The 21784-nt window shown below is 65.1% G+C and carries 16 protein-coding genes; 8 read left to right on the top strand and 8 right to left on the bottom strand.

Annotation, left to right across the window (positions count from 1 at the left end):
- Positions 1-40: 40 nt before the first annotated feature.
- Positions 41-1453 (bottom strand): SRPBCC family protein, encoded by a 1413-nt coding sequence (locus HD842_RS08725; protein ID WP_183553170.1) that lies wholly within the window; start codon positions 1451-1453, stop codon positions 41-43.
- Between the two features lie 526 nt (positions 1454-1979).
- Here HD842_RS08725 and HD842_RS08720 point away from each other — a divergent pair.
- Complete coding sequence (locus HD842_RS08720) at positions 1980-2321, top strand: hypothetical protein (RefSeq protein ID WP_183553168.1); 342 nt, start codon at positions 1980-1982, stop codon at positions 2319-2321.
- A gap of 28 nt (positions 2322-2349) precedes the next feature.
- On the opposite strand, the gene HD842_RS24375 is transcribed toward HD842_RS08720, so the two are convergent.
- The 4 genes from HD842_RS24375 to HD842_RS08700 all read right to left on the bottom strand — a co-directional run bounded on the left by HD842_RS24375 (position 2350) and on the right by HD842_RS08700 (position 6390).
- On the bottom strand, positions 2350-3954 hold the full coding sequence (locus HD842_RS24375; RefSeq protein WP_183553166.1) for a methyl-accepting chemotaxis protein: 1605 nt from the start codon (positions 3952-3954) through the stop codon (positions 2350-2352).
- Positions 3955-4256: 302 nt separating this feature from the next.
- Positions 4257-5099: an S-formylglutathione hydrolase gene (gene fghA, locus HD842_RS08710; RefSeq protein ID WP_183553164.1), complete on the bottom strand. Its 843-nt coding sequence runs from the start codon at positions 5097-5099 to the stop codon at positions 4257-4259.
- Between the two features lie 104 nt (positions 5100-5203).
- Positions 5204-5785 carry a chromate transporter gene (locus tag HD842_RS08705; protein ID WP_183553162.1) on the bottom strand — a complete coding sequence of 194 codons (582 nt, stop codon included), beginning with the start codon at positions 5783-5785 and terminating at the stop codon, positions 5204-5206.
- Positions 5782-6390: a chromate transporter gene (locus HD842_RS08700; protein ID WP_183553160.1), complete on the bottom strand. Its 609-nt coding sequence runs from the start codon at positions 6388-6390 to the stop codon at positions 5782-5784. Before HD842_RS08700 ends, HD842_RS08705 begins: the two co-directional genes overlap by 4 nt.
- A gap of 140 nt (positions 6391-6530) precedes the next feature.
- Between HD842_RS08700 and HD842_RS08695 the strand changes: the two genes are divergently transcribed.
- Positions 6531-6749 (top strand): hypothetical protein, encoded by a 219-nt coding sequence (locus HD842_RS08695; RefSeq protein WP_183553158.1) that lies wholly within the window; start codon positions 6531-6533, stop codon positions 6747-6749.
- Positions 6750-6957: 208 nt separating this feature from the next.
- Here HD842_RS08695 and HD842_RS08690 read toward each other — a convergent pair whose 3' ends face one another.
- Entirely contained in the window at positions 6958-7926 is a 969-nt protein-coding gene (locus HD842_RS08690; RefSeq protein ID WP_183553156.1) for an IS1595 family transposase, read from the bottom strand.
- A 227-nt stretch (positions 7927-8153) separates the two neighbouring features.
- On the opposite strand from HD842_RS08690, the gene HD842_RS08685 reads away from it, so the two are divergent.
- Positions 8154-10247, top strand: a complete 2094-nt coding sequence (locus HD842_RS08685; protein ID WP_183553154.1) for an ATP-dependent helicase — start codon at positions 8154-8156, stop codon at positions 10245-10247.
- A gap of 524 nt (positions 10248-10771) precedes the next feature.
- Entirely contained in the window at positions 10772-12205 is a 1434-nt protein-coding gene (locus HD842_RS08680; RefSeq protein ID WP_183553152.1) for a sugar porter family MFS transporter, read from the top strand.
- Between the two features lie 18 nt (positions 12206-12223).
- Here the strand turns inward: HD842_RS08680 and HD842_RS08675 are convergent, their stop codons facing one another.
- Positions 12224-12853, bottom strand: a complete 630-nt coding sequence (locus HD842_RS08675; RefSeq protein WP_183553745.1) for a phosphohydrolase — start codon at positions 12851-12853, stop codon at positions 12224-12226.
- Between the two features lie 484 nt (positions 12854-13337).
- Here HD842_RS08675 and HD842_RS08670 point away from each other — a divergent pair, with 484 nt between their 5' ends.
- Positions 13338-14090: a helix-turn-helix transcriptional regulator gene (locus HD842_RS08670; RefSeq protein WP_221290160.1), complete on the top strand. Its 753-nt coding sequence runs from the start codon at positions 13338-13340 to the stop codon at positions 14088-14090.
- Here the strand turns inward: HD842_RS08670 and HD842_RS08665 are convergent.
- The gene (locus tag HD842_RS08665) at positions 14065-14337 is read right to left on the bottom strand and encodes a helix-turn-helix domain-containing protein (protein ID WP_183553150.1); all 273 of its coding nucleotides are present in this window, start codon (positions 14335-14337) and stop codon (positions 14065-14067) included. The two genes, HD842_RS08670 and HD842_RS08665, sit on opposite strands and share 26 nt — an antisense overlap.
- A gap of 179 nt (positions 14338-14516) precedes the next feature.
- Between HD842_RS08665 and HD842_RS08660 the strand changes: the two genes are divergently transcribed.
- The 3 genes from HD842_RS08660 (at position 14517) to recC (ending at position 21783) form a co-directional block, all read left to right on the top strand.
- Positions 14517-15098, top strand: coding sequence for an acyl-homoserine-lactone synthase (locus tag HD842_RS08660; protein WP_183553148.1), 582 nt, complete (start codon positions 14517-14519; stop codon positions 15096-15098).
- A 148-nt stretch (positions 15099-15246) separates the two neighbouring features.
- The gene (locus HD842_RS08655; protein ID WP_183553146.1) at positions 15247-18300 is read left to right on the top strand and encodes a CHASE domain-containing protein; all 3054 of its coding nucleotides are present in this window, start codon (positions 15247-15249) and stop codon (positions 18298-18300) included.
- A 72-nt stretch (positions 18301-18372) separates the two neighbouring features.
- Complete coding sequence (gene recC / locus HD842_RS08650) at positions 18373-21783, top strand: exodeoxyribonuclease V subunit gamma (RefSeq protein WP_183553144.1); 3411 nt, start codon at positions 18373-18375, stop codon at positions 21781-21783.
- The last annotated feature ends 1 nt before the right edge of the window (position 21784 follow it).

Genomic DNA, 21784 nt, shown 5'->3' with positions numbered 1-21784 from the left:
GAAACCCGCCCACCCTACGGCGGGGTAACTCAGCGGCGGATTAGCGGCGGCCTGCACCACGCGCACCGCCGCGTTCGATGAACGCTTTCATCTCTGCCAGATCGTCATCCATCTGACGCTGTGGATCGACGCCCAGCATGCGTGCCACGCCGTGGCCCAGCACGCCCGCTGGTGGCGCGTAGCTGATGTGGACCGTTGCGCGCGTGCCGCCATTGACCGACTCGAACGTGACGCTGCCGTCCTGTTCGATTTCCGAACCCGGCTCGCTGCGCCACGACAGGCGATCCGGACGCGACTGCTCGGTCATGACCGCGTTCCATGCGTATTCCATGCCGGCCGGGCCGCGCACGACCCAATGCGAACGGCGATGGCCGAGGTCACGTACTTCGGTCACGTGCGACATGAAGCGCGGGAAGTTTTCCACGTCGGCCCAGGCATCGAACACTTCGCGTGGCGACGCATCGATGAAGACGCTGTTCTCGACTTCGACGCGGCTGGCGTCGCCGCGATGACGCAGCGAATCGACCAGGTTGCGGCCACGGTCGCTGCGCAGCAGCACTGCCAGCGCGCCCAGGCCCAGCAGGGCGACGGCCGGCGAACGGCGCGCCAGACCGACGATGCTCAGCGCGCTCGTGCCCAGCAAGGCCGAGTTGGTCAGCGTCGGGCCGCGCGAGCCGAAGGCCTGCGTCAGGTGATCGGTCCATTCACGCACCTGGTTACCCACGGCGTTGGCGCGGGCACGGGCGCCGTTGCCGGTGCTGTGCGCGGCCTGCGCCAGGTTTTCACGGGCGATGTCGGCGCGTTCGCGTGCGCGGTCAGCGGCGTCATCGGCGTTGCTGCGGGCCTTGTCGGCAGCGTCACTGGCGCTGCTGCGGGCCTTGTCGGCGGCATAGCTGGCGCGGTCGCGCGCATCGTTGGCGACATGGTGCGCGCGCGAGCGGACGTCGTCCGCGTAGTCGCGTGCATCGTCAGCAGCGCGGGCGGCGGTGCTGCGGGCCGCGTCGGCGGCATGCGACACGCGGTCACGTGCGGTGTCGGCGGCGTGCGATACGCGGTCACGGGCGTAGTCAGCAGCGAGCGAGGCGCGGTCGCGCGCATCGTACGAGGCTTCAGCCAGGCGGCCGCGCGCGCGTTCGAGGCGGTCGCGCGTTTCGTGCGACGCCTCGGCCAGGCGGTCACCGGCAGCGTGCGCCGCGCCAGCCAGGCGCGCGCCGGCGCGCAGGTACACCGATTCGGCACGCTCGCGCGCCGAGTCGAAGCGCTCGCCGGCAGTGTGCAGCGCGTGTTCGAGTTTGTCGGCGCCGCGGTGACGCGCGTCGCGCAGTGCGCCCTTGGCGCGTGCACGGCGTTTCGGGCCGCGGTCGGGGTCAAAAGCATACATCAGCAGGGCGCCAGCCACTGCGGCGCCAATCCATTTACCTGCGTTGTTTCCCTGATCGTTCGATTCGTTCATGTCGACTCCTCTCGGTTAGTTGTACTGTGTCGTGCTGGACCTTGTCGCCTGGGCGGTGCCGCGGCATAGTCGGTCCAGCACTGGTCTGTTACTGACGATTCATCGTGCTTTGCAGCGTCGCCTTGCAGCGTCACTTGCACGCATAAAAAAACGCACCGCTTCGCAGTCATGCGTTGCAGTGCGTTCCGGCGAACCATCACCCGATTCGGGCAGGGCCCGTTGCGCAGTAAATGGTCAGACGACGTGCTTTGTTACCCTGCTTTTTGCAGGATCAGTAGCAGTACGCCGTTCTCGAGCTTCACCGATGCGAGCGCGCCTGCGACGCCGTCGGTTTGATGAAGCCGCGCAGGTATCTGCGTGCATTGCATTCAGCATACACCACGGTTTCGCGTTCCCGGCGTTCGTTTGCCGCGTGGCAATTGACTTGGATTCAGCTTGGCGACAAGCGTGTCACCCACTGTCAGTGGCCTGCGCCGCGCACCACCAGATTCTGGTACGGTGGTTGCCAATGAAACAAGGAGAGATCATGAATCACCATATCGTTCGCATGCTGCCTAATTTCGAAGCGGCCGAGGCGGCCCGCAATGGCTTGCTGGCCGAGGGCTTCGATGGCGAGGGCATCAATGTCAATGTCACGACCGACGAAGCCGGCCCTGCCGAAAGCAATTTCTATGTGGGCGACTCGCCCGCTGTCAAAGGCGGCACCGATTATGAAGATGTGTTCAAGCCCGCTGTTCGCGGCGATCTGTGCATGATGACGGTGAGCGTGGCAGAAGCCTTCCAGCTCGAACGGGCTGCCGCCATCCTGGAACACCACGGCGGAATCGATGTCGATCCCGCCCACGGCGCAGCCAGTAGCACCTTTTAATCCCGCATCAGGCCGGGACGGCGGAAGATCAGTAACCGGCGCGTGACGTCAGTGCAAGGCGGGGCGCCGTGCCCGGGTGAAGCTGGCCTGCCGTCAGCTTGAACAGGCTGACGGCACCGGTCAGGTTGTGTGCCTGCGTGTGCAGCGACGCGGATGCCGATGCCGCTTCTTCGACCAGTGCTGCGTTCTGCTGCATCGTGCTGTCCATGTCGAGAATGGTGTCGTTGATCTGCTTCAGCTCCGCCTGCTGCGCTTGCCCGGCATCCGCGATTTCCCCGATGATATCCGTCACGCGCTTGACGCTCGCGACGATGTCATCCATGGTACTGCCCGCTTCGCCCACCAGTTTGCTGCCTGCCTCGACCTTGGCAACCGAATCGCCGATGAGTGTCTTGACGTCCCTCGCCGCTGCCGCCGAGCGCTGGGCCAGGTTGCGCACTTCAGCGGCCACGACAGCAAAGCCGCGACCTTGTTCACCCGCCCGCGCTGCTTCGACCGCCGCGTTCAGTGCCAGGATATTGGTCTGGAAGGCGATGCCATCGATCACGCTGATGATGTCGACGATCTTGGTCGATGAGGCATTGATCGACGCCATCGTCGTGACCACTTGAGAAACGATCGTGCCGCCGTGCGTCGCCACATCGGACGCCGACAGTGCCAGCGTGTTGGCCTGGCGCGCATACTCGCCGTTCTCGCGTACCGTGCCGGCCAGCGTTTCCATCGACGCGGTGGTCTTGTCGAGCGAAGCGACCTGCTGTTCGGTACGCGCCGACAGATCCATATTGCCTTGCGCGATCTGCGATGAAGCGGCGGCGATGGCGTCCGTGCCCTGGCGTACTTCGCTCACGACGTTGGCAAGGCCTTGCTGCATTCTGTCGAGCGACGACATCAGTTGCGCGATCTCGTCCTTGCCTTCGATCGTGATGTGATGGGTCAGGTCGCCGCCGGCCACGGCGTCCGCTGCACTGACCGCCTGGCGGATCGAGCTTGTGATATTCCGCAGTACCAGCAACACGATCGTGCTCAGGACCACGCCGCAAATCGCGAGAAAAGCGACGGCGCGCCACAGGTCCCCAACAAACGCGTCATGCAGGTCATCCATGTAGAGACCCGTCATGAAGGTCCAGTCCCACGGCTTGTAGGTAAGCACATAGGCGCCTTTCGGGAACACCTGCTGCTGGTCCGGGTTGCCTGGCTTGGGCCAGACGTATTCAACCCAGCCTTCTCCGCTGGTTTTGGCAATGGCTGCCACGTCACGGTACAAGTAAGTGCCGTTGGAATCCTTGAAGTCGCTGAGGTCCTTGCCGATCAGCTCAGCCTTGACCGGGTGCATCAGCATTTTCGGGGCTGAATCCACGACCGTGTAATAGCCATCCTTCCCGTAACGCATGGACTTCAGACGCTTGAGGGCTTGCTGCTGTGCGTCGGCGACGCTCATCGCGCCAGATGACGCCAGTTCCGCGTATTCCTTGACGGTGGACATGCCGACATCGGTCGCGAATTTCAGCGCGATCTTGCGTTCCTCGAGACGCTGGGTGTTGCTTTCATAGACATGGAGAATCGCAATCACTGACAGGCACAACCAGCTGAGAACGAGTGGCAGGTAGAGTTTGGTGCGGAAGCTGAGTTTCATCTTTTTATTGGACGTGTTCTACGAACGTGGAGTGGGGATATGCATCCTGGTGAGCCAGGCACGAACGAAAGGGATGCAGGTGGGAATTTTGAGAAACTATTGTATCTCCATGGAAACTTTGTGACTACGACGATTGTCACTTCCCTTAAGATGATCTAAAGAATGACTGTTTTTGTTGCAGTTATCAGACAGCAATCATTGCGGACAGGTCGCAAGCGGACGTCATCGACAACAGGGAGGCGGGAGAGCAGGGAGGGGAGCGTACGGAAAAGCGGCTTCAGCCTGGCTGAAGCCGCCCAGAATCAGCCGAGCTGACGTGAGTGGAAACGCAGGTGGTCTTCGACGAACGTCGAGATGAAGTAGTAGCCATGGTCATAGCCAGGCTGGCGGCGCAGCGTGAGCGGCTGGCCGATGCGGGCGCAGGCGCCTTCGAAGGCTTCCGGGCGCAACTGCTCGGGCAGGAACTTGTCGCCCAGGCCCTGGTCAATCAGGATGCCGTCCGGGAAGGGCGCCGTCTCTTGCTTTGCCATCAGCGCGCTGGCGTCATATTGTTGCCAGGTGCTTTCATCCGGGCCCAGGTAGCCGCCAAAGGCTTTGACGCCCCATGGGCAGCGGCTTGGCGCGGCGATTGGCGCAAACGCCGATACCGAGCGGAACAGCTCAGGGTGGCGCAGCGCCATGACAAGCGCGCCGTGGCCGCCCATCGAATGGCCGAAGATACCCACGCGCGCCGGATCGGCCGGCAGCAGATCGAGCACCAGCGCGTGCAGTTCCAGCAGGTAGCTGTGCATGCGGTAATGGGTCGACCATGGCGCTTCGGTGGCGTCGAGGTAGAAGCCGGCGCCGGCGCCGAAGTCCCAGCTGTCGGTTTCGCCCGGCACGTTGGCGCCACGCGGGCTGGTGTCGGGCGCCACCAGGATGATGCCCAGTTCGCTCGCCACGCGCTGGGCGCCGGCCTTGGTCATGAACGTTTCTTCGGTACAGGTCAGGCCGGCCAGGTAGAACAGCACTGGCAGCTTCTTGCCGCTGGCCTCGGGCGGCAGGTACACCGAAAACTTCATCGGCAAGCCGATGGCGCTGGAATCGTGCTGATAGAAACGCTGCTCGCCGCCGAAGCAGGCATGTTGGTTCAGGAGTTCGGACATCGTCATAGGGGGGCAGTGAAAGATGCGGCCAGTATGCCGCGTCCTGCGACGGCATGCCAACTACATGCCAACCGCGTGCCAACTACATGCCAACCGCGTGCCAACTACAGCAGTCCAAGCGCGCCGAGCACGGCGCCGGCCGCCAGCATCCACAGCAAGTGCAGGCGGGTGCGCCAGATGACGATACAGCTCACCGCCGACAGAAGCCACAGCGGCCAGTGGTCCAAACCGGTGGCGCCGCCCGAGGCCAGCAGCCAGGCGGTCGACAGCAGCATCGCAATGACGAGCGGGGCCATGCCCTGCTTGAAGGCGCGCACGGCCCGCCGTCCGCGGTTGCGATGCGCCCACTGCGCCACCTGATACGTAAACACGGTCGACGGCAGCATGATGCCGATCATGGCGATCACCACGCCGCAGAGCGCGGCCATTGTGCTGCCATTGTTCAGGCCGACATTCCAGCCCAGCAGCGCCACGAACAGCACATTCGGTCCGGGCGACGATTGCGCCAGCGCCACCGAGTCGCCGAACTGCGCCGGTGTCAGCCAGCCCTGGCGCTCGACCAGGTAGCGCTGCATTTCGGACGTGGTCGAGATCGCACCGCCAAGCGACATCAGCGACAGCCCCAGAAAGTGCGTGAACAGGCTGATCCAGTCGTGCCAGGTAAAGACGAGTTGCGGCGCGCTCATGGAGTGAGCCTGCGCCAGGCCAGTACGCAGCCCAGGCCGCCGAGTCCCAGCACGACGGTCGCCAGCGGCACCCGCACCCAGGCCAGCAGCACGAAGGCAACGGCGGCGATGAGTACGCAGACGATGAGAGGCAGCACGTTCTTGCCCAGCGCGGCCGACATCTTCAGGCCGGTGGCCGCCACCAGGCCTGCGGCGACGGCCGCCATGCCGCGCAGCGCCCCCTGGACCTGCGGCACGTCGGCGAAGCGCGCATACACCAGGGCCAGCGCCAGCACCACGACCAGCGGCGCCGCCAGCAAGCCGGCCAGTGCGCTCATCGCGCCGGCCAGGCCGAAATGGCGCTGGCCGATCATCAGCGCCAGGTTGCACACGTTCGGCCCTGGCAGGATTTGCGCGACCGACCATTCTTCGATGAATTCTTCATTGCTCAACCAGCGTTTGCGCTCGACCATTTCGCGCTGGATCACGGCCAGCACACCGCCGAAGCCCTGCAGGGCGATCAGCGTGAACGAGACGAACAGGTCGGTGCATGAGGTGGGCACCGGGTGGTCTACTGCGGTGTCGCCCGGCGGCGCGTTTGGGGAGAGGAGGGGCGATTGGCTCATCCCGTTATTATCGCCGTTGCGCCTTGCTCGCGCTCGGCATGACATGTATTCACGGACTGATACACGTTTGCCATTGACTTTGGATTTACTTCGCCAATAATCGTGGTGCATGACACATCCACCATTACCGGAGCTCAGCGATGAAACCACTGCACGCGCAAGACATCCTTCCACGCGTTGCCAGCGTGTCCGAGTTGCGATCCAATGCCGACCAGCGCGATGTCGTCACCCGCGGTATTGCGACCCTGAGTGAACTCGGCGTCGTGCCGGCGGTCGAATACCTGAAGTCCAACGGCGTACGGCCAAAGGTTATCGAACGTGTTTTGCTCGAGCCCGAGCGGCGCCGCGCACTGGCGTAATCCGCACAGCGGCGCGGGCGCTGTCAAGGGTGCGGGCCGCTTTGTTTGGGACAAATCTGCAGTTGTCACCGTCGATGCCTCCCCAATAGGCAACTTGTTGAAAGCCGCCCCGCAGGCCACGTCCAGCGTGTCAAGCCCCCGCTTTTCCACATAGTTATTCACAGACTTTGTGGATATCCAGAACGGTTTTATTTTGGCGCAGTCAGCGTTATCTATTGATGACGCTGATAGCGCTGCGAAGCAATTGTTCCGGCGACGTAACCCGTTCACCGTCCAGCGCCCAGCGCCAGCCCAGGTAATTGGGCAGGTAGCGCGACGCCACGCCACGAAAGCCGTGTAGCCAAGCCTTGAAGCGTTGATGGTAGGCATTCACGTTTTGCACGTGGATGGCAAGGCTGCCCAGACGCCTCACGCGCACCCTGGCGCGCAGGTTGACCGCCTCGTGCGCGATCCTGTGTTTGCGTGCAAAGGCGCGATAGGCGGGATGGCCGTCACTGACCAGCAAGGCCTGTCTGTTGAGATTGGGCAGCAAGTCACGCTCGAGTTGCGCAGCAGTGAGCGCGCCCCGGCCAGTGACCGCATCGACCGTGCGCCCCTCGCGGTCGCGCGCGATCAGGATGCAATCGAGTTCGCTGGAAATGCCACGTTTGGCAGCATGGCCGCCGCGATGGCGCGGTGGCCGATCGAGTGTACGCGAACCTTTTTGTGATTCGAGCAAAAATGTTTCGTCGGCTTCGACGATGCCACTGAGTGCCCCGGGTCGGTCGAGCTTGACCCAATGCAGGAAGCGGTGGCGCCATCGAAAGGCCGTGTTGCGGTGTACCCCGACCCGATCTGCCGCCTTGCGCACGGGGAGTGAATCGAGCAGCACCTGCGAATACGCGAGCCATTTGGCCTTGAGCCTCAGCCGCGCCAATGGCGTACCGGTCAAATCGTTAAAGGTGCGGCCACAGGCACAGCAGCGGTAGCGCTGCAAATCATTGGCGAAGCCATGGCGGTAGCAGCGCTCGTTGCCGCATCTGGGACAGCAGCGGCCTGGCGCTCTGGCCTCACTGATGAGTGCGACCACCTGATCGAGCCCGGCTGCAGGATGCAGGGCATCGAGCACTTGCCGGCGCTGGGGGTGGTTCAGCGAAGGCAGTTTTGCGAACCAGCCCTTGAAACGTGGCGCTTTCATGATCGACTCCTGACGCTGGGGACAGGGGTTGGACCACCGGACTGCTCGTCGGTTCAAAGCTAGTCTCTATTTAACGCTGACTGCGCCTTTATTTTTCCGTGGCCCGGCGCTGGCCCTCCAACGTATGCCCGCGATCGCGTGCGGGCCGTGCCTGCGGCAACGCGATTTAGCGCTTGTGGTTTGGTACTGGATAAATGTACAGTATCGCTTTCTCCGTCCGCCACACCATGACCACCGCCACCGCCGAGCCTGCCATTGAGGACCCGTTCGCCAGCTTGAATCCAGAGCAGCGCGCCGCGGTCGAGCACGATATCGGCTCGCAGGCACCACGCCCGCTGCTGGTGGTGGCCGGCGCGGGCTCGGGCAAGACCAATACCCTGGCGCACCGTGTGGCGCGCCTGATCGGGGCCGGCGCCGATCCGCAGCGCATCCTGCTGCTGACCTTTTCGCGGCGCGCCGCGGGCGAGATGAGCCAGCGCGCCAGCGGTGTCCTGCACCGCCTGCTTGGCCGTGGCGCGGCTGCCCGCACGCAGGCGCCGGTATCTCTGCCCTGGGCCGGCACCTTTCACAGCATCGGCGCGCGCCTGCTGCGCGAGTTCGCCGGGCGCATCGGGCTCGATCCGCAATTCACGATCCACGACCGGGGCGACGCCGAGGACCTGATGGGCATGGTGCGCCACGAGATCGGCCTTTCGCGCACCGAAAAACGCTTCCCCATGAAAGGCACCTGCCTGTCGATCTATTCGCGGGTGGTCAACAGCCGCGATCCGCTGGATCAGGTGCTGCAGGCATATTTTCCGTGGTGCGCCGAATGGGAAGCCCAGCTCAAGACGCTGTTCGGCGCCTATGTCGACGCCAAGCAAGAGCAGAACGTGCTCGACTACGATGACCTGCTGCTGTTCTGGGCCGAGATGGCAGCCGACCCGGTGCTGGGCGCCGAGCTGGGCAGCTGGTTCGACCATGTGCTGGTCGACGAATACCAGGACACCAACCGCCTGCAGGCCGCGGTCATCACCGGCATGAAGCCCGACGGCAGGGGCGTGATGGTGGTCGGCGACGACGCCCAGTCCATCTATGGATTTCGCGGCGCCACCGTGCGCAACATCCTCGATTTTGCCGGCCAGTTCACGCAGCCGGCTCACCTGATCACGCTCGAGCGCAATTACCGCTCGACGCAGCCGATCCTGGATGCCTCCAATGCCGTGATTGGCGCTGCGCTCGAGCGCCACGCCAAGACGCTGTGGACCGACAAGGTGTCGGCCATCAAGCCGCAGCTGGTCCTGATTCCCGATGAAGCCGAGCAGGCGCGCTGGGTCTGCAGCCGCATTCTCGAGCAGCGCGAAGAAGGCGTGCCCCTCAAGTCGCAGGCCGTACTGTTTCGGGCGGCCAGCCACAGCGCCGCGCTCGAACTCGAGCTCATGCGGCGCAACGTCCCGTTCGTCAAGTTCGGCGGCCTGAAATTCCTGGAGGCCTCGCATATCAAGGATCTGCTGGCGCTGCTGCGCTTTGCCCAGAATCCAAGCGGGCGCCTGGCCGGGTTCCGCGTGCTGCAACTGATTCCCGGAATCGGCCAGGCGACTGCCACCCGTGTGCTGGACGCGGTGGGCGAGAGCAGCGATGTCGCCGCCACGCTGGCCGCGTTTCCGGTGCCGGCCCGCTGCAGCGTCGAGTGGCAGGCGTTCTGCGCGCTGTATGCGCGCCTGCGCACCCCTGGCCTGCGCTGGCCGCAAGACCTGGAACTGGCGCGCGACTGGTATGCGCCGCATCTGGAGCGCCTGCACGACGATTTCCAGGTGCGCGCACTTGACCTCGACCAGCTCGTCGCCTTGTCGGGTGGCCATGCCAATCGCGAAAGTTTCCTGGCCGAGATCACGCTCGACCCGCCCGAAGCAACCAGTGACCGCGCTGGCCCGCCACTACTCGATGACGATTACGTGATCCTGTCAACCATTCACTCGAGCAAGGGGCAAGAGTGGAAGTCGGTGCACGTACTTAATGTGGTCGACGGTTGCATACCGTCGGACATGGCCACTGGCAACCAGGACGATATCGAGGAAGAGCGGCGATTGTTGTATGTGGCCATGACCCGGGCTCGCGAGAACCTGCACCTGATTGTGCCCAACCGCTTCTTCATCAAGCAGCAATCCACCATGGGTGACCGCCATGTGTATGCGACGCGTTCGCGCTTTGTCACGCCTGTCATGCTCAAGCATTTTGAAGAATCCGCGTGGCTGAGCGCCGACAAGCGCGAGCTGCGCACGCCCATGCCCGACAGTGTTCGCATGCTCGTGCGTGACCGGGCCCGCAACGCCTGGAAATAGCCGCAGATCACGCCACGTTGGCCACTTATCCCCCATGTCACGCTTTTGTAGGAGTGGGCCGCACATAAACTTGTTGCTCCCATGTGGTGCACGTGCAAGTCGTTGATTTTATTGGAACAAAATTTTGCCTCCCGAACGGGCAATTTGTTGAAACCCGCATCCCGTCTGGCCTTGCGGCTTGTCAAGTGGCGCTTGTCCACACAGTTATCCACAATTCTTGTGGATAGCCTAAAACCCTGAACAAAATCAGCTAGTTAGCGTCTATTGATGCTCGCGGGCATGTTTCGCATGCCAGCGAATCTCGATTCAATATCGACAAGATCATTGTTTTTTTGTTAGTACGCCAAATTCACTAATATGTTTGCTATCGAACAGTCGTGTCGTCTGCAGTTCTTTATCCTTTGCCAAGTAATGTACCTTCAGGGGTAACGTCCTCGTGCGTTTGCCAACGCCGCCGTCGCCCGGACGGTGACGAAATGGGTCCGCTGTTTCCCTATCCTGTCCATTTCCAACAAAGGATCCGTATGTCTTCAGCAGTCCCCCCGGCGGACGCACCAGCGCCGCCCGATACCAAGGAAAGCCGCTTCGTCTTCAAGGTCGCCATCGTTGCCACAATGGGCGCGCTCGCGTTTGGGTACGATACCGGCGTGATCTCCGGCGCGCTGCCGTTCATGAGCGCGCCGCCATTGCAAGGTGGCCTCGGCTTGACCCCGCTGACCGAAGGCATCGTGACGTCCGCGCTCGTGTTCGGCGCCGCGGTCGGTTCGCTGATGGCGGGCACGCTGTCCGACCGGTTCGGTCGCCGCATGACGCTGATCTGGCTGTCGCTGGTGTTCATGATCGGCGCGCTCGGCACCACGCTCGCGCCGTCGGTCGAGGTGATGGTCGCGATGCGCTTCGTGCTCGGCTTGGCCGTGGGTGGCGCGTCGTCCACCGTGCCGGTGTTCATTGCCGAAATGGCGGGCCCCAGCAGGCGCGCCAGACTGGTCACGCAGAACGAGCTGATGATCGTGACTGGCCAGTTGATCGCCTACGTGCTCAATGCAGTGCTGGCGCATTATGCGAATTCGCCGGATGTCTGGCGCTACATGCTGGCCATCGCCGCCGTGCCTGCCTTGCTGCTGGGTGTGGGCATGATGTTCGTGCCGCCATCGCCACGCTGGCTGGCCAGCAAGAACCGGATGGATGAAGCACGCGCCGTGCTGCAGCAGATCCGCTCGAGCGACAAGCAGATCGAGACCGAGATGGCCGACATGACCAAGCTGAACCAGATCGAGCACGAGCAGGCCGGCTGGTCGGCCGTGCTGGGCACGCCATGGATCAAGAAACTGCTGTGGCTCGGCATCGGCCTGGGCTTCATGGCCCAGTTCACGGGCGTGAATGCCTTCATGTACTTCACCCCGATCATCCTGCAGTCGACTGGCCTCGGCACGAATGCGGCCCTGACCGCGACCATCGGCAACGGCGTCGTGGCCGTGATCGCTACGTTCATCGGTATCTGGCTGATCGGCAAGCACGGTCGCCGCTCGATGCTGATGTCGGGCCTGACCGGCGTGGTCGTCATGCAGTTTGCCCTGGGCGCCGTGCTGCTGTGGATGCCCGACGGCATCACGCGCAGCTACGCCGCACTGGCCTGCATCCTGTGCTTCCTGCTGTGCATGCAGATGCTGATTGCACCCGTGTACTGGCTGTTGATGTCCGAGCTGTTCCCGATGCACCTGCGCGGCGTGCTGACCGGGACCGCCGTGGCGTGCCAGTGGATCTTCAACGCGATCGTGGCCTTGCTGTTCCCGCTGGCGCTGGCGCAGTTCGGCAGTGCGACCTTCTTCCTGTTCGCCGCCATCAATGTCGGCTCGCTGATTTTTGTTGCGCTGCGCCTGCCGGAAACGCGTGGCCGCTCGCTTGAGGGCCTGGAAAAGTTTCTGGAAAAGGAACTGACCCCGCGCGCGAAAGCGTAAAGGGGAGGCCGGCGCTTCTCAGGGCGCCGGCTTGATCGACGCCGGCTTGACCGACGCCGTCCCGGCAGCTCCTGTAAGCCGTTCGAGCTCACGCAAAAAACGTTCACAGGCGAGCGCCGGTGGCCACGGTTCCCATGGCGCGCAATCGTAGTAGCGCGTCAGCGGGTCTTCAGGCAGGATCGCCGCGCGAATTTTCAGCGTGCGCCGGACTTCTTCAGCCGACCAGCCTGCCACATGGACCGCTTCGCTGGCCGCGGCCAGCCGGTCGGCTTTCTTGTGCGCCGCATGCGACTTCGCATCCCAGGCCGGCAAGCCGTAGCGCAAAAACACCATGTGTTCCAGGCGCTGGGTGAGGGCGCGAAAAGCGTCGCCCAGAAACGGCTTGATGACCGAAATCGCATCGAATCCCAGCAAGCCTTCTTCGGCATCGTGCAGCAGCTCGCGCAGTTCGTCCAGCGGCGACAGCGAGGGCGTCGCCGCGCGCCGCAGCAGCATCACGCTGATCGAATGCTGCGCGACCGACAGCGGCAGTGGCCACGCCGAGTGGCCGCCCCAGCGATAGGTGCGGGCCAGGCCCAGCGCCAGGTCGGCGTCGTCCCAATCAAACGGAGTCGGGTCGAGCAGGTCGAGGCGGCGGCCTGACGGCATGCGGACCCAGGCGCGTGTCGTGGTGTCCGGCGTTGCGCCCTGCGGGACCGGCGAAGAGGAAAGGTGCATGTGGCGATTTTACACACCGGCTCTGCCATTTTGCGCATGATTGACCGGACCACGCGTCGCAGGCGAGGCCGACCTGGAACGCGGCTGGACGGTCATCCGGTGCTATAGGAATGATCTCGGCCCGTGGGCTGGTTTGCAACAGCGGAAGAACGTGTCATTGATCTACGTCAAGACACAATTTTGTTTTCCGAGAACAAAAGCATAAACGCGCACTGCATGGGAAAAATGCGCAGCAAGTGACCCCACGCATCGTCATCAAACGCAATCTGCAATGAAGAATCGACTGAAAATAGTTGTGGTCGTTACACGACACCAGTGAAATGAGTGCATGTAAATATCTTGATTGTTAATTTTCGAGGATTTTGAAGGGGGGTGAACCGACTAGGATAACGCTGATGCATATTCTTTTGACCCCATGATTGATACCGCCTTGCTACTCGAGTTGATGGAAGCCAGGGATGCGACCCAGTGGAGCGCGTCCCTGTTCAATCTCGCGCGGACCCTGGGGTTCGATCAAGTGCTGTTCGGGCTGGTCGGTTCGCGCCATGCGCGTTTCGAGTCCGCTTTTTTGCGCAGTAACTATGCCGACAACTGGCGCGAGCGCTACGACCGCAACGGCTTTGCCTATGTCGATCCAACGGTGGCGCACTGCCTGACGAGCACGTTGCCGATGGTGTGGGAGCCGGGCCTGTTCGCGTCGGGCACCCAGCAAGCGGGCCTGTACGAAGAAGCGAGCGCGCACGGCATCCGCAGCGGCGTGACGCTGCCGGTGCACGGTCCGCAGGGAGAATTCGGGGTGATCAGTTTTGCATCCGATGCGCGCCCGGACATCGCGGCGCAGCGCGCCGTGATGGAAGCGCTGCCGATGCTGGCGCTGGTACGCGATTACGCGTTCGCCTCATCGCATCGCTTTCGCGAAGAAGGTGCGCGGCCCGAAGAAGGCCGGGGCGCGGCGCCGCGCCTGACCAAGCGTGAGCTGGAAGTCCTGCAGTGGGTCATGGCAGGCAAGTCCTCATGGGAAATTGCTCGCATCACCAACTGCTCCGAAGCGACCGTCAACTTCCATCTGGCGAATGTGCGTCAGAAGTTCGACGTCAACACCCGCCAGCAGGCCGTGGTCAAGGCCATTGGCCTTGGCTTGATTACGCCTGAAGATCACCATCGCTGAGCTTGCCATTGACATACATGCGCAGCAGGATCGACACGGGCGTCGGGATGGCCAGGCCAGTCTCGAAGCGGGAGCCGCTCGACTGGGTGACGCCGAAGCGGCCCCAGAACTTTTCCTGGCTTTCACGCTTGGTGATGCGCAGACGGCGCAGTTCATGCGGCGCCATGCGTACAGCAGCAGCTGCACCGATGACGTGGTTGGCGTGCATGTCGGCGGCGAGCGCGTCGGACATCATTTCGATTGCCATGATTATTCCTTTCGGGAAAGTGAAGACAGCACTTGGAAAACTGCATAAGCAAAAGTATTGCACTCCCGACATTGCTCGCCACCTAGCAGAGCTGATAGTACCCAGGCTACCCGACTTGCATAACGATTTTATGCGTCTTGCATTTTCCGATCGACCAGATGTCATTTCAGGGAGGGGTAATGAGCATGCATATCCGGATCGCGCCACGCCGCGCCATTCCATCGAACGAGTTGTGCGAAATGCACTTGCTGCGCGCCCGGGTGTTCCGCGGGCGGCTTGGCTGGGAAGTGCCGGTGTTGTCGGGCATGGAGATCGATGGCTACGACGCCCTCGAGCCACGCTACATGCTGATGCGCGACGACGCCACGCTGCGCGGCTGCTGGCGCCTGCTGCCCACGGAAGGGCCGTACATGCTCAAGGATTCGTTTCCGCAACTGCTCGACGGGCAGGTGGCGCCGAGCGACCCGCAGATCTGGGAGCTGTCGCGCTTTGCGCTGGAGACGGATGGGGTGGCTGGCTACGGCTTCTCGGCCATGACGATGGAGTCGATTGCCGCCATCATCGACGATGCCCACGAGCGCGGGCTGTCCCGCTACATCACCGTGACCACGACGGCGATCGAGCGCATGCTGCGGCGTGCCGGCGTGGTCATCACGCGCATCGGCATGCCGCAGGCGGTCGGGATCGAGCAGGCGGTGGCGCTGTACGTCGAGATCGAGCCAACCTGGGACGCGTTGTTCGCCAAGCGCCTGGCATCGTAAGCAGGGGCTGCGGTGCTCCCGTGAGGTGCGACCTGTTGCTCGCGTGCCTCATCGGGATGGTGACCGTGTCCGCGCCATGCCGGTGCACCGATATACTCATCTCGATTCTTACCAATATGCGGGGCATGCATCGCCCGAGAGGGGAAGCATGAAGCGATCAGCCTTGCGTGGCGCCCGCGCCATCGAACTTGCCGCCGCGCGCGTGGGCCGGCCCATCGTGCTGTGGGGTGGCGGCGTGCTGCTGGCGCTGGCGATCGGCATGCTGCTGCATGCGGTCGCCAGCGCCGCCGTCGAGACCGACGCCCGGCGCCGCTTCGACAACCTGGCGCGCGGCGCGCAGGAACGGCTCGACAACGCCATCGCCTCATATGCCCGCGCCGTGCGCGCGATGGCAGCGCTGCATGCGGCCGGCGGCGGCAGTGCGGTGCCCGACCGCGCATCGTTCCACCGCTACGCAGCGGCGCTCGACCTGCCAAATAATTATCCGGCCATCGAAGCCCTGACGTTTGCCACGCGCGTGCCCGACAACCAGCGCGAGGCCTTCGTTGCCGCCATGCGCGCCGACCGCAGCGTCGATGTGCGCGGGTACCCGGATTTCCAGATCTTTCCCGCCGGGCGCCGCCCGTGGTACGAAGTGGTGACCTACCAGTACCCGGCCGACAAGCCGACCCGGCGGCTTGGCTTCGACATGGCGTCCCGTCCGCTGGTCGCGCGGGCGATATCCCAGGCGCGCGACAGTGGCACCATCGTCGCGTCGGGGCAGCCCGTGTTCCTGCCCGACCCGGTGCCGCACAATGCGCTCGGCATGCGCTTGCCCGTGTACGTCGGGGGCGTGCTGCCGCTGGGTGTGGCCGAGCGCCGGGCCGCTTATCTGGGCTCGTTCGGCATTTTCTTTTCGGTGCAGGAGCTGGTGCGCAACGCGCTCGTCTCGCTCGAGGCGCAGCCGCTGCGTGTGAGCCTGTATGGCACCGGGCGCCGCTACACCGGCCTGCCGGGCGCGCCGGCGGCGGGAGATATCCTGCTGCATGGCGTGGACGTGCGCGGCAACCCGCCCGATCCGGCACTGAACTTCGTGTCGGTACTGGGCGTGGACTACGTCGGCAACGGCTGGAAAGCCCACTTCTCGGCGCCCATGGACGAGATGCTGGTGGGGATCGACCGCTTCGTACCAATCGGCGCGCTGACCGCCGGTTTCATCGGTACGCTGCTGATGTACGGGCTGTTCCTGGCGCAGTACCGGGCGCGCCGCGCCGCCGTCGAGCAGCGCCTGCTGCTCGATACGGTGCTCGACAATCTCGACGCCGAGGTGTACCTGAAGGATGGCGCGCGCCGCATCCGCTATCTGAATGCCAAGGGCGCCTCGCGTCTCGGACGCCCGGCAACGGACCTGATCGGCCGCCCCGATACCGAAGCGATGGACGCGGGCCAGGCCGACGCCACCTGGGAGCTGGACCGCGCAGTGCTGCGGGCCGACCGCCAGAGCAGCGCGCAAGTGGCCCAGGCCGGCCCGGACGGCGCCACGCGCCAGTTGTGGAGCGTGCGCGTGCCGCTGCAGGTCGACGAAGCGCCCGCCGTGCTGTGCGTGTCGACCGACATCACCGAGCTGCACCGCCTGAAGGCGCGCGCCGACGCGGCCAGCAAGGCCAAGAGCGACTTCCTGTCGAACATGAGCCACGAGATCCGCACGCCGATGAACAGCATCATCGGCATGACACACCTGGCGCTGCAGGCCGGGCCCGACCCGCGCCAGCGCGACTACCTCGAGAAAATCTACCACTCGGGCCAGCACCTGCTGGGCATCATCAACGACATCCTCGACTTTTCCAAGATCGAGGCCGGCATGCTCGAACTGGCCACCGAACGCTTCATGCCCGACGCCCTGATGCGCAACGTCGAGGCGCAACTGAGCACGGCGGCTGCCGCCAAGGGCCTGGGCTTCGATATCGAGATCGCGCCCGAGCTGATGCGGCCCCTGTGCGGCGATTCACTGCGCCTCGAACAGGTGCTGCTCAATTTTGCCGGCAACGCCGTCAAGTTCGCCGAGCGTGGCCGCATCACGATGCGCGCGCGCCTGGCGCATGCATTTGGCCCGGAAATCCTGGTGCGCTTCGAAGTCGAAGACCTCGGCATCGGTATCGCGCCCAACGCGCTGCAGCACCTGTTCACGCCATTCCAGCAGGCCGACCAGTCGGCCACGCGCCGGCACGGCGGCACCGGCCTGGGCCTCGCGATCAGCCGCCAGCTGGCCGAGCTGATGGGCGGCGAGGTCGGTGTGACCAGCACCCCTGGCGTGGGCAGCATCTTCTGGTTCACGGCGCGCTTGGCGCTGGACGATGGCGCCGGCGCGCGGGTGGGGGCCGGCGCCAGTTCGGGCCTGGGCGCAGCGCCCGCGCCGGCCCAGGCGCGCCTGGACGGCTGCGCCGTGCTGCTGGTCGAGGACAACCCATTCAACCAGCAGGTGGCGCGCGAACTGCTCGAACTGGCCGGGGCTGATGTCGTCGTGGCGGGCAACGGCGAAGAGGCGCTGGCGGCCATGGCCGAGGCGCGCTTCGACTGCGTGCTGATGGACGTGCAGATGCCGGTGATGGATGGCCTGGAGGCGACCCGCCGCATCCGGCGCGATCCGCGCCTGGCCGGCACGCTCGTGGTGGCGATGACGGCCAATGCCGGCGTGGACGACCGCGCGCGCTGCATGGCGGCCGGGATGAACGAATTTCTCGCCAAACCCGTGGTGCCGGAACTGCTGGCCGCCACCATCGCGCGCTGCCTCGGGCGCACCACGGCGCCGGTGTCGGACGTCGCCGTCAACCTGCCTGCGGCGATGGCCCCGGGCAGCGCGGTGCTCGACGTGGCGCTGCTGGCCGCGACGGCCGGGGGTGACCTCGAACGGATGCGCAAATACGCGTTCCTGTTTTTGGACACCACACGCGAGAACCTGGCCGGCATCGACACGGCGCTTGCAGGGGGCGACCTGACCCACACCGCCAGCCTGGCGCACCAACTGAAGTCGGCGGCGCGCGCGGTCGGCGCGACTGCGTTCGCCACCATCTGCGAAGACCTGGAAGCGCAGCCGGCGCGCGAGCTGCGCGGGGGCGGCACGGCGCAGGCGCGGGCATTGACGGCGCGCCTGCGGGCGCTGCTGGTGCGCATCGAGCGCGAGGTCTCGGCGCAGTTCGGCAGCCGCGCCAGCGATGGCCGCTGACCAGCCCTGTTGGCCCTACCGCCAGGGGGCCAAACGCGGTATGCTTTGGTCCCGATTGCCCACGCCCAGCGCATGTCTGCCCCGATCACTCCCGGTCTCTTGATCCTCCACGGTAACCAGATGGAGCTGCTGCGCAGCGCCGTCTTCGACTGGCTGCGCAATCATCCCCTGGGCCCACTCGAAGAAGAGATTTTTCTGGTCCAGTCAAATGGCGTGGCCGAGTGGCTCAAGATCGCGCTGGCCGAGGAAAACGGCGTCTGCGCTGCCACCCGCGTGGCGCTGCCGGCGCGCTTCATGTGGGAAGCCTACCGCGGCATGCTTGGGCGCGAGCGCGTGCCGCAGCGCGCACCGTTCGACAAGGACCCGCTTACCTGGCGCCTGATGCGTTTGTTGCCCACGCTGCTGCAGGACGACGGCTACGCGCCGCTGGCGCGTTTTCTCGCCGATGGCGACGCCGAGCGCCGCCTGCAACTGGCCGAACGCGTGGCCGACCTGTACGACCAGTACCAGGTGTATCGCGCCGACTGGCTGGCCGATTGGGCCGCGGGGCGCGACGTGCTGCGCCGCGCCGGGGGCGATGTGGTCCCGCTCGCGCCCGAGCAGCGCTGGCAAGCCTGCCTGTGGCGCGCCGTGCACGCAAGCCTGCCCGAGGCGCAGCGCGAGAGCGGCCGCGCCACGATCCACGACCAGTTCCTCGCCGCCGTCGCGGCGGACGTTGCACCGGCCAGCCGCCTGCCGCGCCGCGTGGTGCTGTTCGGGATGTCGACGCTGCCGTACCAGACACTGCAAGCGATCTCGGCGCTGGCGCGCCACACGCAGGTGCTGTTCGCGGTACCGAATCCGTGCCAGTTCTACTGGGGCGACATCATCGAAGGCAGCCAGTTGCTCAAGGCGGCGCGCCGCCGCCAGCCGCAGCGCGAGGGCGTCGACCTGGGCACGATCCCGATCGAGGAAATGCATGTCCACAGCCATCCGCTGCTGGCCAGCTGGGGAAGGCAAGGCCGCGATTTCGTGCGCATGCTCGATGAATTCGACCAGCAGCACGAGGCGAGCGAAAGTGGCGAAAGCGGCGCAGGCCAGCCGGCGCCGCTGCGCGTCGACCTGTTCACCGATGACGATGGGGGCACGCTCTTGTCGCAGGTCCAGGCCGCGGTGCGCGACCTGGTGCCATTGTCCGAGCACCCGCACGTGCCGCCGATGCTGGACGACCGCTCGATCGAGTTCCACGTCACGCACAGCGTGCAGCGCGAGATCGAAGTGCTGCACGACCAGCTGCTGTCGTGGTTCGCGCTCGATCCGACGCTGCGCCCGCGCGACGTGGTGGTGATGGTGCCCGACATCGACGCGTTCTCGCCCGCGATCCACGCGGTGTTCGACCAGCACCGGCGGCACGACCCGCGCCACATCCCGTTCGAGATCGGCGACGTGCGCGACCGCAGCGTCAATCCGCTGCTGGTTTCGCTCGAGTGGCTGCTGCGCCTGCCCCAGCAGCGCTGCCGCCAGAGCGAGGTGCGCGACCTGCTCGACGTGCCTGCCGTGGCGCGCCGCTTTGGCGTGACGAGCGAGGATCTGCCGATCCTGGGCCGCTGGATCGATGGCGCCGGCGTGCGCTGGGGCCTGGACTACGACCACCGCGCGGGCCTGGGCCTGGGGATGACGGGCGAGCAGAATGCCTGGATCTTCGGCGTGCGCCGCATGCTGCTGGGTTATGCCAGCGGCGCCGGCGCCAGTTTCGGCGACATCGAGCCGTACGCCGAAGTCGGTGGCCTCGATGCCGCGCTGGCCGGCTCGCTTGCGCAGCTGGTCGAATGTCTGCTGACCTGGCGCGGCCGGCTCGATGCATCGCTGCGGCCAGCCGAATGGGGCGAGGCGGCGCGCGAGATGCTGTCGTGCTTTTATGCAGCCGGCGACGAAGCCGACCGCCTGACGCTGTCGAACCTGGGCGAGGGCCTGCAATGCTGGCTCGAAACCTGCGCCGGTGCCGGCTTTGACGAACCGGTGCCCTTGGCGGTGCTGCGCGAAGCGTGGATGAATGAACTCGATGCGCCCACGCTGAATCACCAGTTCGTGTCGGGCGGCGTGACCTTCTGCACCCTGATGCCGATGCGCGCGGTGCCGTTTCGCGCCGTCTGCCTGCTGGGCATGAACGATGGCGACTTCCCGCGCCGCGCGCGCCCGTCCGACTTCGACCTGCTGGCGCTGCCCGGCATGGCGCGCCCCGGTGACCGCTCGCGCCGCGACGATGACCGCTACCTGATGCTGGAAGCCCTGCTGGCTGCGCGCGACAAGTTCTACGTGAGCTGGGTCGGGCGCAATGTACGCGACAACAGCGAGCAGCCGCCATCGGTGCTGGTGGCGCAGTTGCGCGACTACCTGAAGGCCGGCTGGGACATGGAAGACCTGCACCACATCACGACCGAGCATCCGCTGCAGCCGTTCAGCCGGCGCTATTTCCAGCGCGGCGGTCTGCTCACGTACGCGGGCGAATGGCGCACCGCGCACGGCGCAGACGACTATCCGGTCGACGATGCCTTGCCGGCCTACGAGCTCGAAGCCGACTTTGTCCTCAAGCTGGGCGAGCTGGCCAGTTTCCTGCGCCAGCCGGCGCGCTTTTTCTTCCGGCGCCGGCTGGGCGTCGTGTTTGCCGACGCCGCGCACGTGGGCGATGACGAAGAACCGTTTGGCCTCGATGCGTTGGAGCGTTACCAGATCGAAGACCACCTGCTGGACGACAGCGGCGAGGCCGAGGCCATCGGCGACGTGCGCGCCACGCTGGCCGTGCGCGCCGAACGCCTGGCGCGCGAAGGCGTGCTGCCGATCGGCCTGATGGGCCGCATGTGGCAGGAGCAGCTGGTCGAGAGCCTGGCGCCCGTGCGCACCGAGTGGCTGCGCCTGGGCGCGCGCTTCCCGCAAGCGGCGCCGAAATTCGCCGTCAGCCTGCTGCTCGGTGACATCCACCTTGACGACTGGATTGACCGCTTGCGCTCCAGCGGCGAGGGCAGTGCGTGGCTGATGCAGATCTCGTCGAAGGTGCTGGACCGGGCCGGCAATCCGCGCGGCGACAAGCTGATCGCGCCGTGGCTGCGCCAGCTGGCCGCCGCCGCTGCCGGCAATCCGGTGACGGGTTATCTGGTGGCGCGCGACGCGGTGCTCGAGATGGCGCCGCTGGCGCAGGAGGCGGCGCTGGAAACACTGCGCGACCTGGTGCGCCTGTGGCGGGCCAATCTGGACAGCCCGCTGCCGGTGGCGTGCAAGACGGCCCTGGCGCATCTGGCGCAGGGCGATCCGCGTGCGACTTACGACGGCGGCTTCGAGCTGCGCGGCGAGGTCGATGACTTGTGCCTGGCGCGCCTGTGGCCGGACTTTGACGCGTTGAAGAACGCCGGCGGCTGGCCCGACCTGGCCGAGGAACTGTATGGACCGCTGGCACGCTGGATGCAGAACTGCGTCAAGATCAGGCCGTTGCAGGAGTCGGCTACATGAG

Source organism: Massilia aurea (assembly GCF_014200505.1).
GTDB lineage: Bacteria > Pseudomonadota > Gammaproteobacteria > Burkholderiales > Burkholderiaceae_D > Telluria > Telluria aurea_B.
Note: the sequence above shows the minus strand (reverse complement) of the source record. Positions and strands in the feature narration are given on the sequence as shown.

Bases quoted from the DNA above. Each gene is read 5' to 3' on its own strand.
- HD842_RS08725 (WP_183553170.1), bottom strand. From the start codon at position 1,453: ATGAACGAATCGAACGATCAGGGAAACAACGCAGGTAAATGGATTGGC.
- HD842_RS08720 (WP_183553168.1), top strand. From the start codon at position 1,980: ATGAATCACCATATCGTTCGCATGCTGCCTAATTTCGAAGCGGCCGAG.
- HD842_RS24375 (WP_183553166.1), bottom strand. From the start codon at position 3,954: ATGAAACTCAGCTTCCGCACCAAACTCTACCTGCCACTCGTTCTCAGC.
- fghA (WP_183553164.1), bottom strand. From the start codon at position 5,099: ATGTCCGAACTCCTGAACCAACATGCCTGCTTCGGCGGCGAGCAGCGT.
- HD842_RS08705 (WP_183553162.1), bottom strand. From the start codon at position 5,785: ATGAGCGCGCCGCAACTCGTCTTTACCTGGCACGACTGGATCAGCCTG.
- HD842_RS08700 (WP_183553160.1), bottom strand. From the start codon at position 6,390: ATGAGCCAATCGCCCCTCCTCTCCCCAAACGCGCCGCCGGGCGACACC.
- HD842_RS08695 (WP_183553158.1), top strand. From the start codon at position 6,531: ATGAAACCACTGCACGCGCAAGACATCCTTCCACGCGTTGCCAGCGTG.
- HD842_RS08690 (WP_183553156.1), bottom strand. From the start codon at position 7,926: ATGAAAGCGCCACGTTTCAAGGGCTGGTTCGCAAAACTGCCTTCGCTG.
- HD842_RS08685 (WP_183553154.1), top strand. From the start codon at position 8,154: ATGACCACCGCCACCGCCGAGCCTGCCATTGAGGACCCGTTCGCCAGC.
- HD842_RS08680 (WP_183553152.1), top strand. From the start codon at position 10,772: ATGTCTTCAGCAGTCCCCCCGGCGGACGCACCAGCGCCGCCCGATACC.
- HD842_RS08675 (WP_183553745.1), bottom strand. From the start codon at position 12,853: ATGCCGTCAGGCCGCCGCCTCGACCTGCTCGACCCGACTCCGTTTGAT.
- HD842_RS08670 (WP_221290160.1), top strand. From the start codon at position 13,338: ATGATTGATACCGCCTTGCTACTCGAGTTGATGGAAGCCAGGGATGCG.
- HD842_RS08665 (WP_183553150.1), bottom strand. From the start codon at position 14,337: ATGGCAATCGAAATGATGTCCGACGCGCTCGCCGCCGACATGCACGCC.
- HD842_RS08660 (WP_183553148.1), top strand. From the start codon at position 14,517: ATGAGCATGCATATCCGGATCGCGCCACGCCGCGCCATTCCATCGAAC.
- HD842_RS08655 (WP_183553146.1), top strand. From the start codon at position 15,247: ATGAAGCGATCAGCCTTGCGTGGCGCCCGCGCCATCGAACTTGCCGCC.
- recC (WP_183553144.1), top strand. From the start codon at position 18,373: ATGTCTGCCCCGATCACTCCCGGTCTCTTGATCCTCCACGGTAACCAG.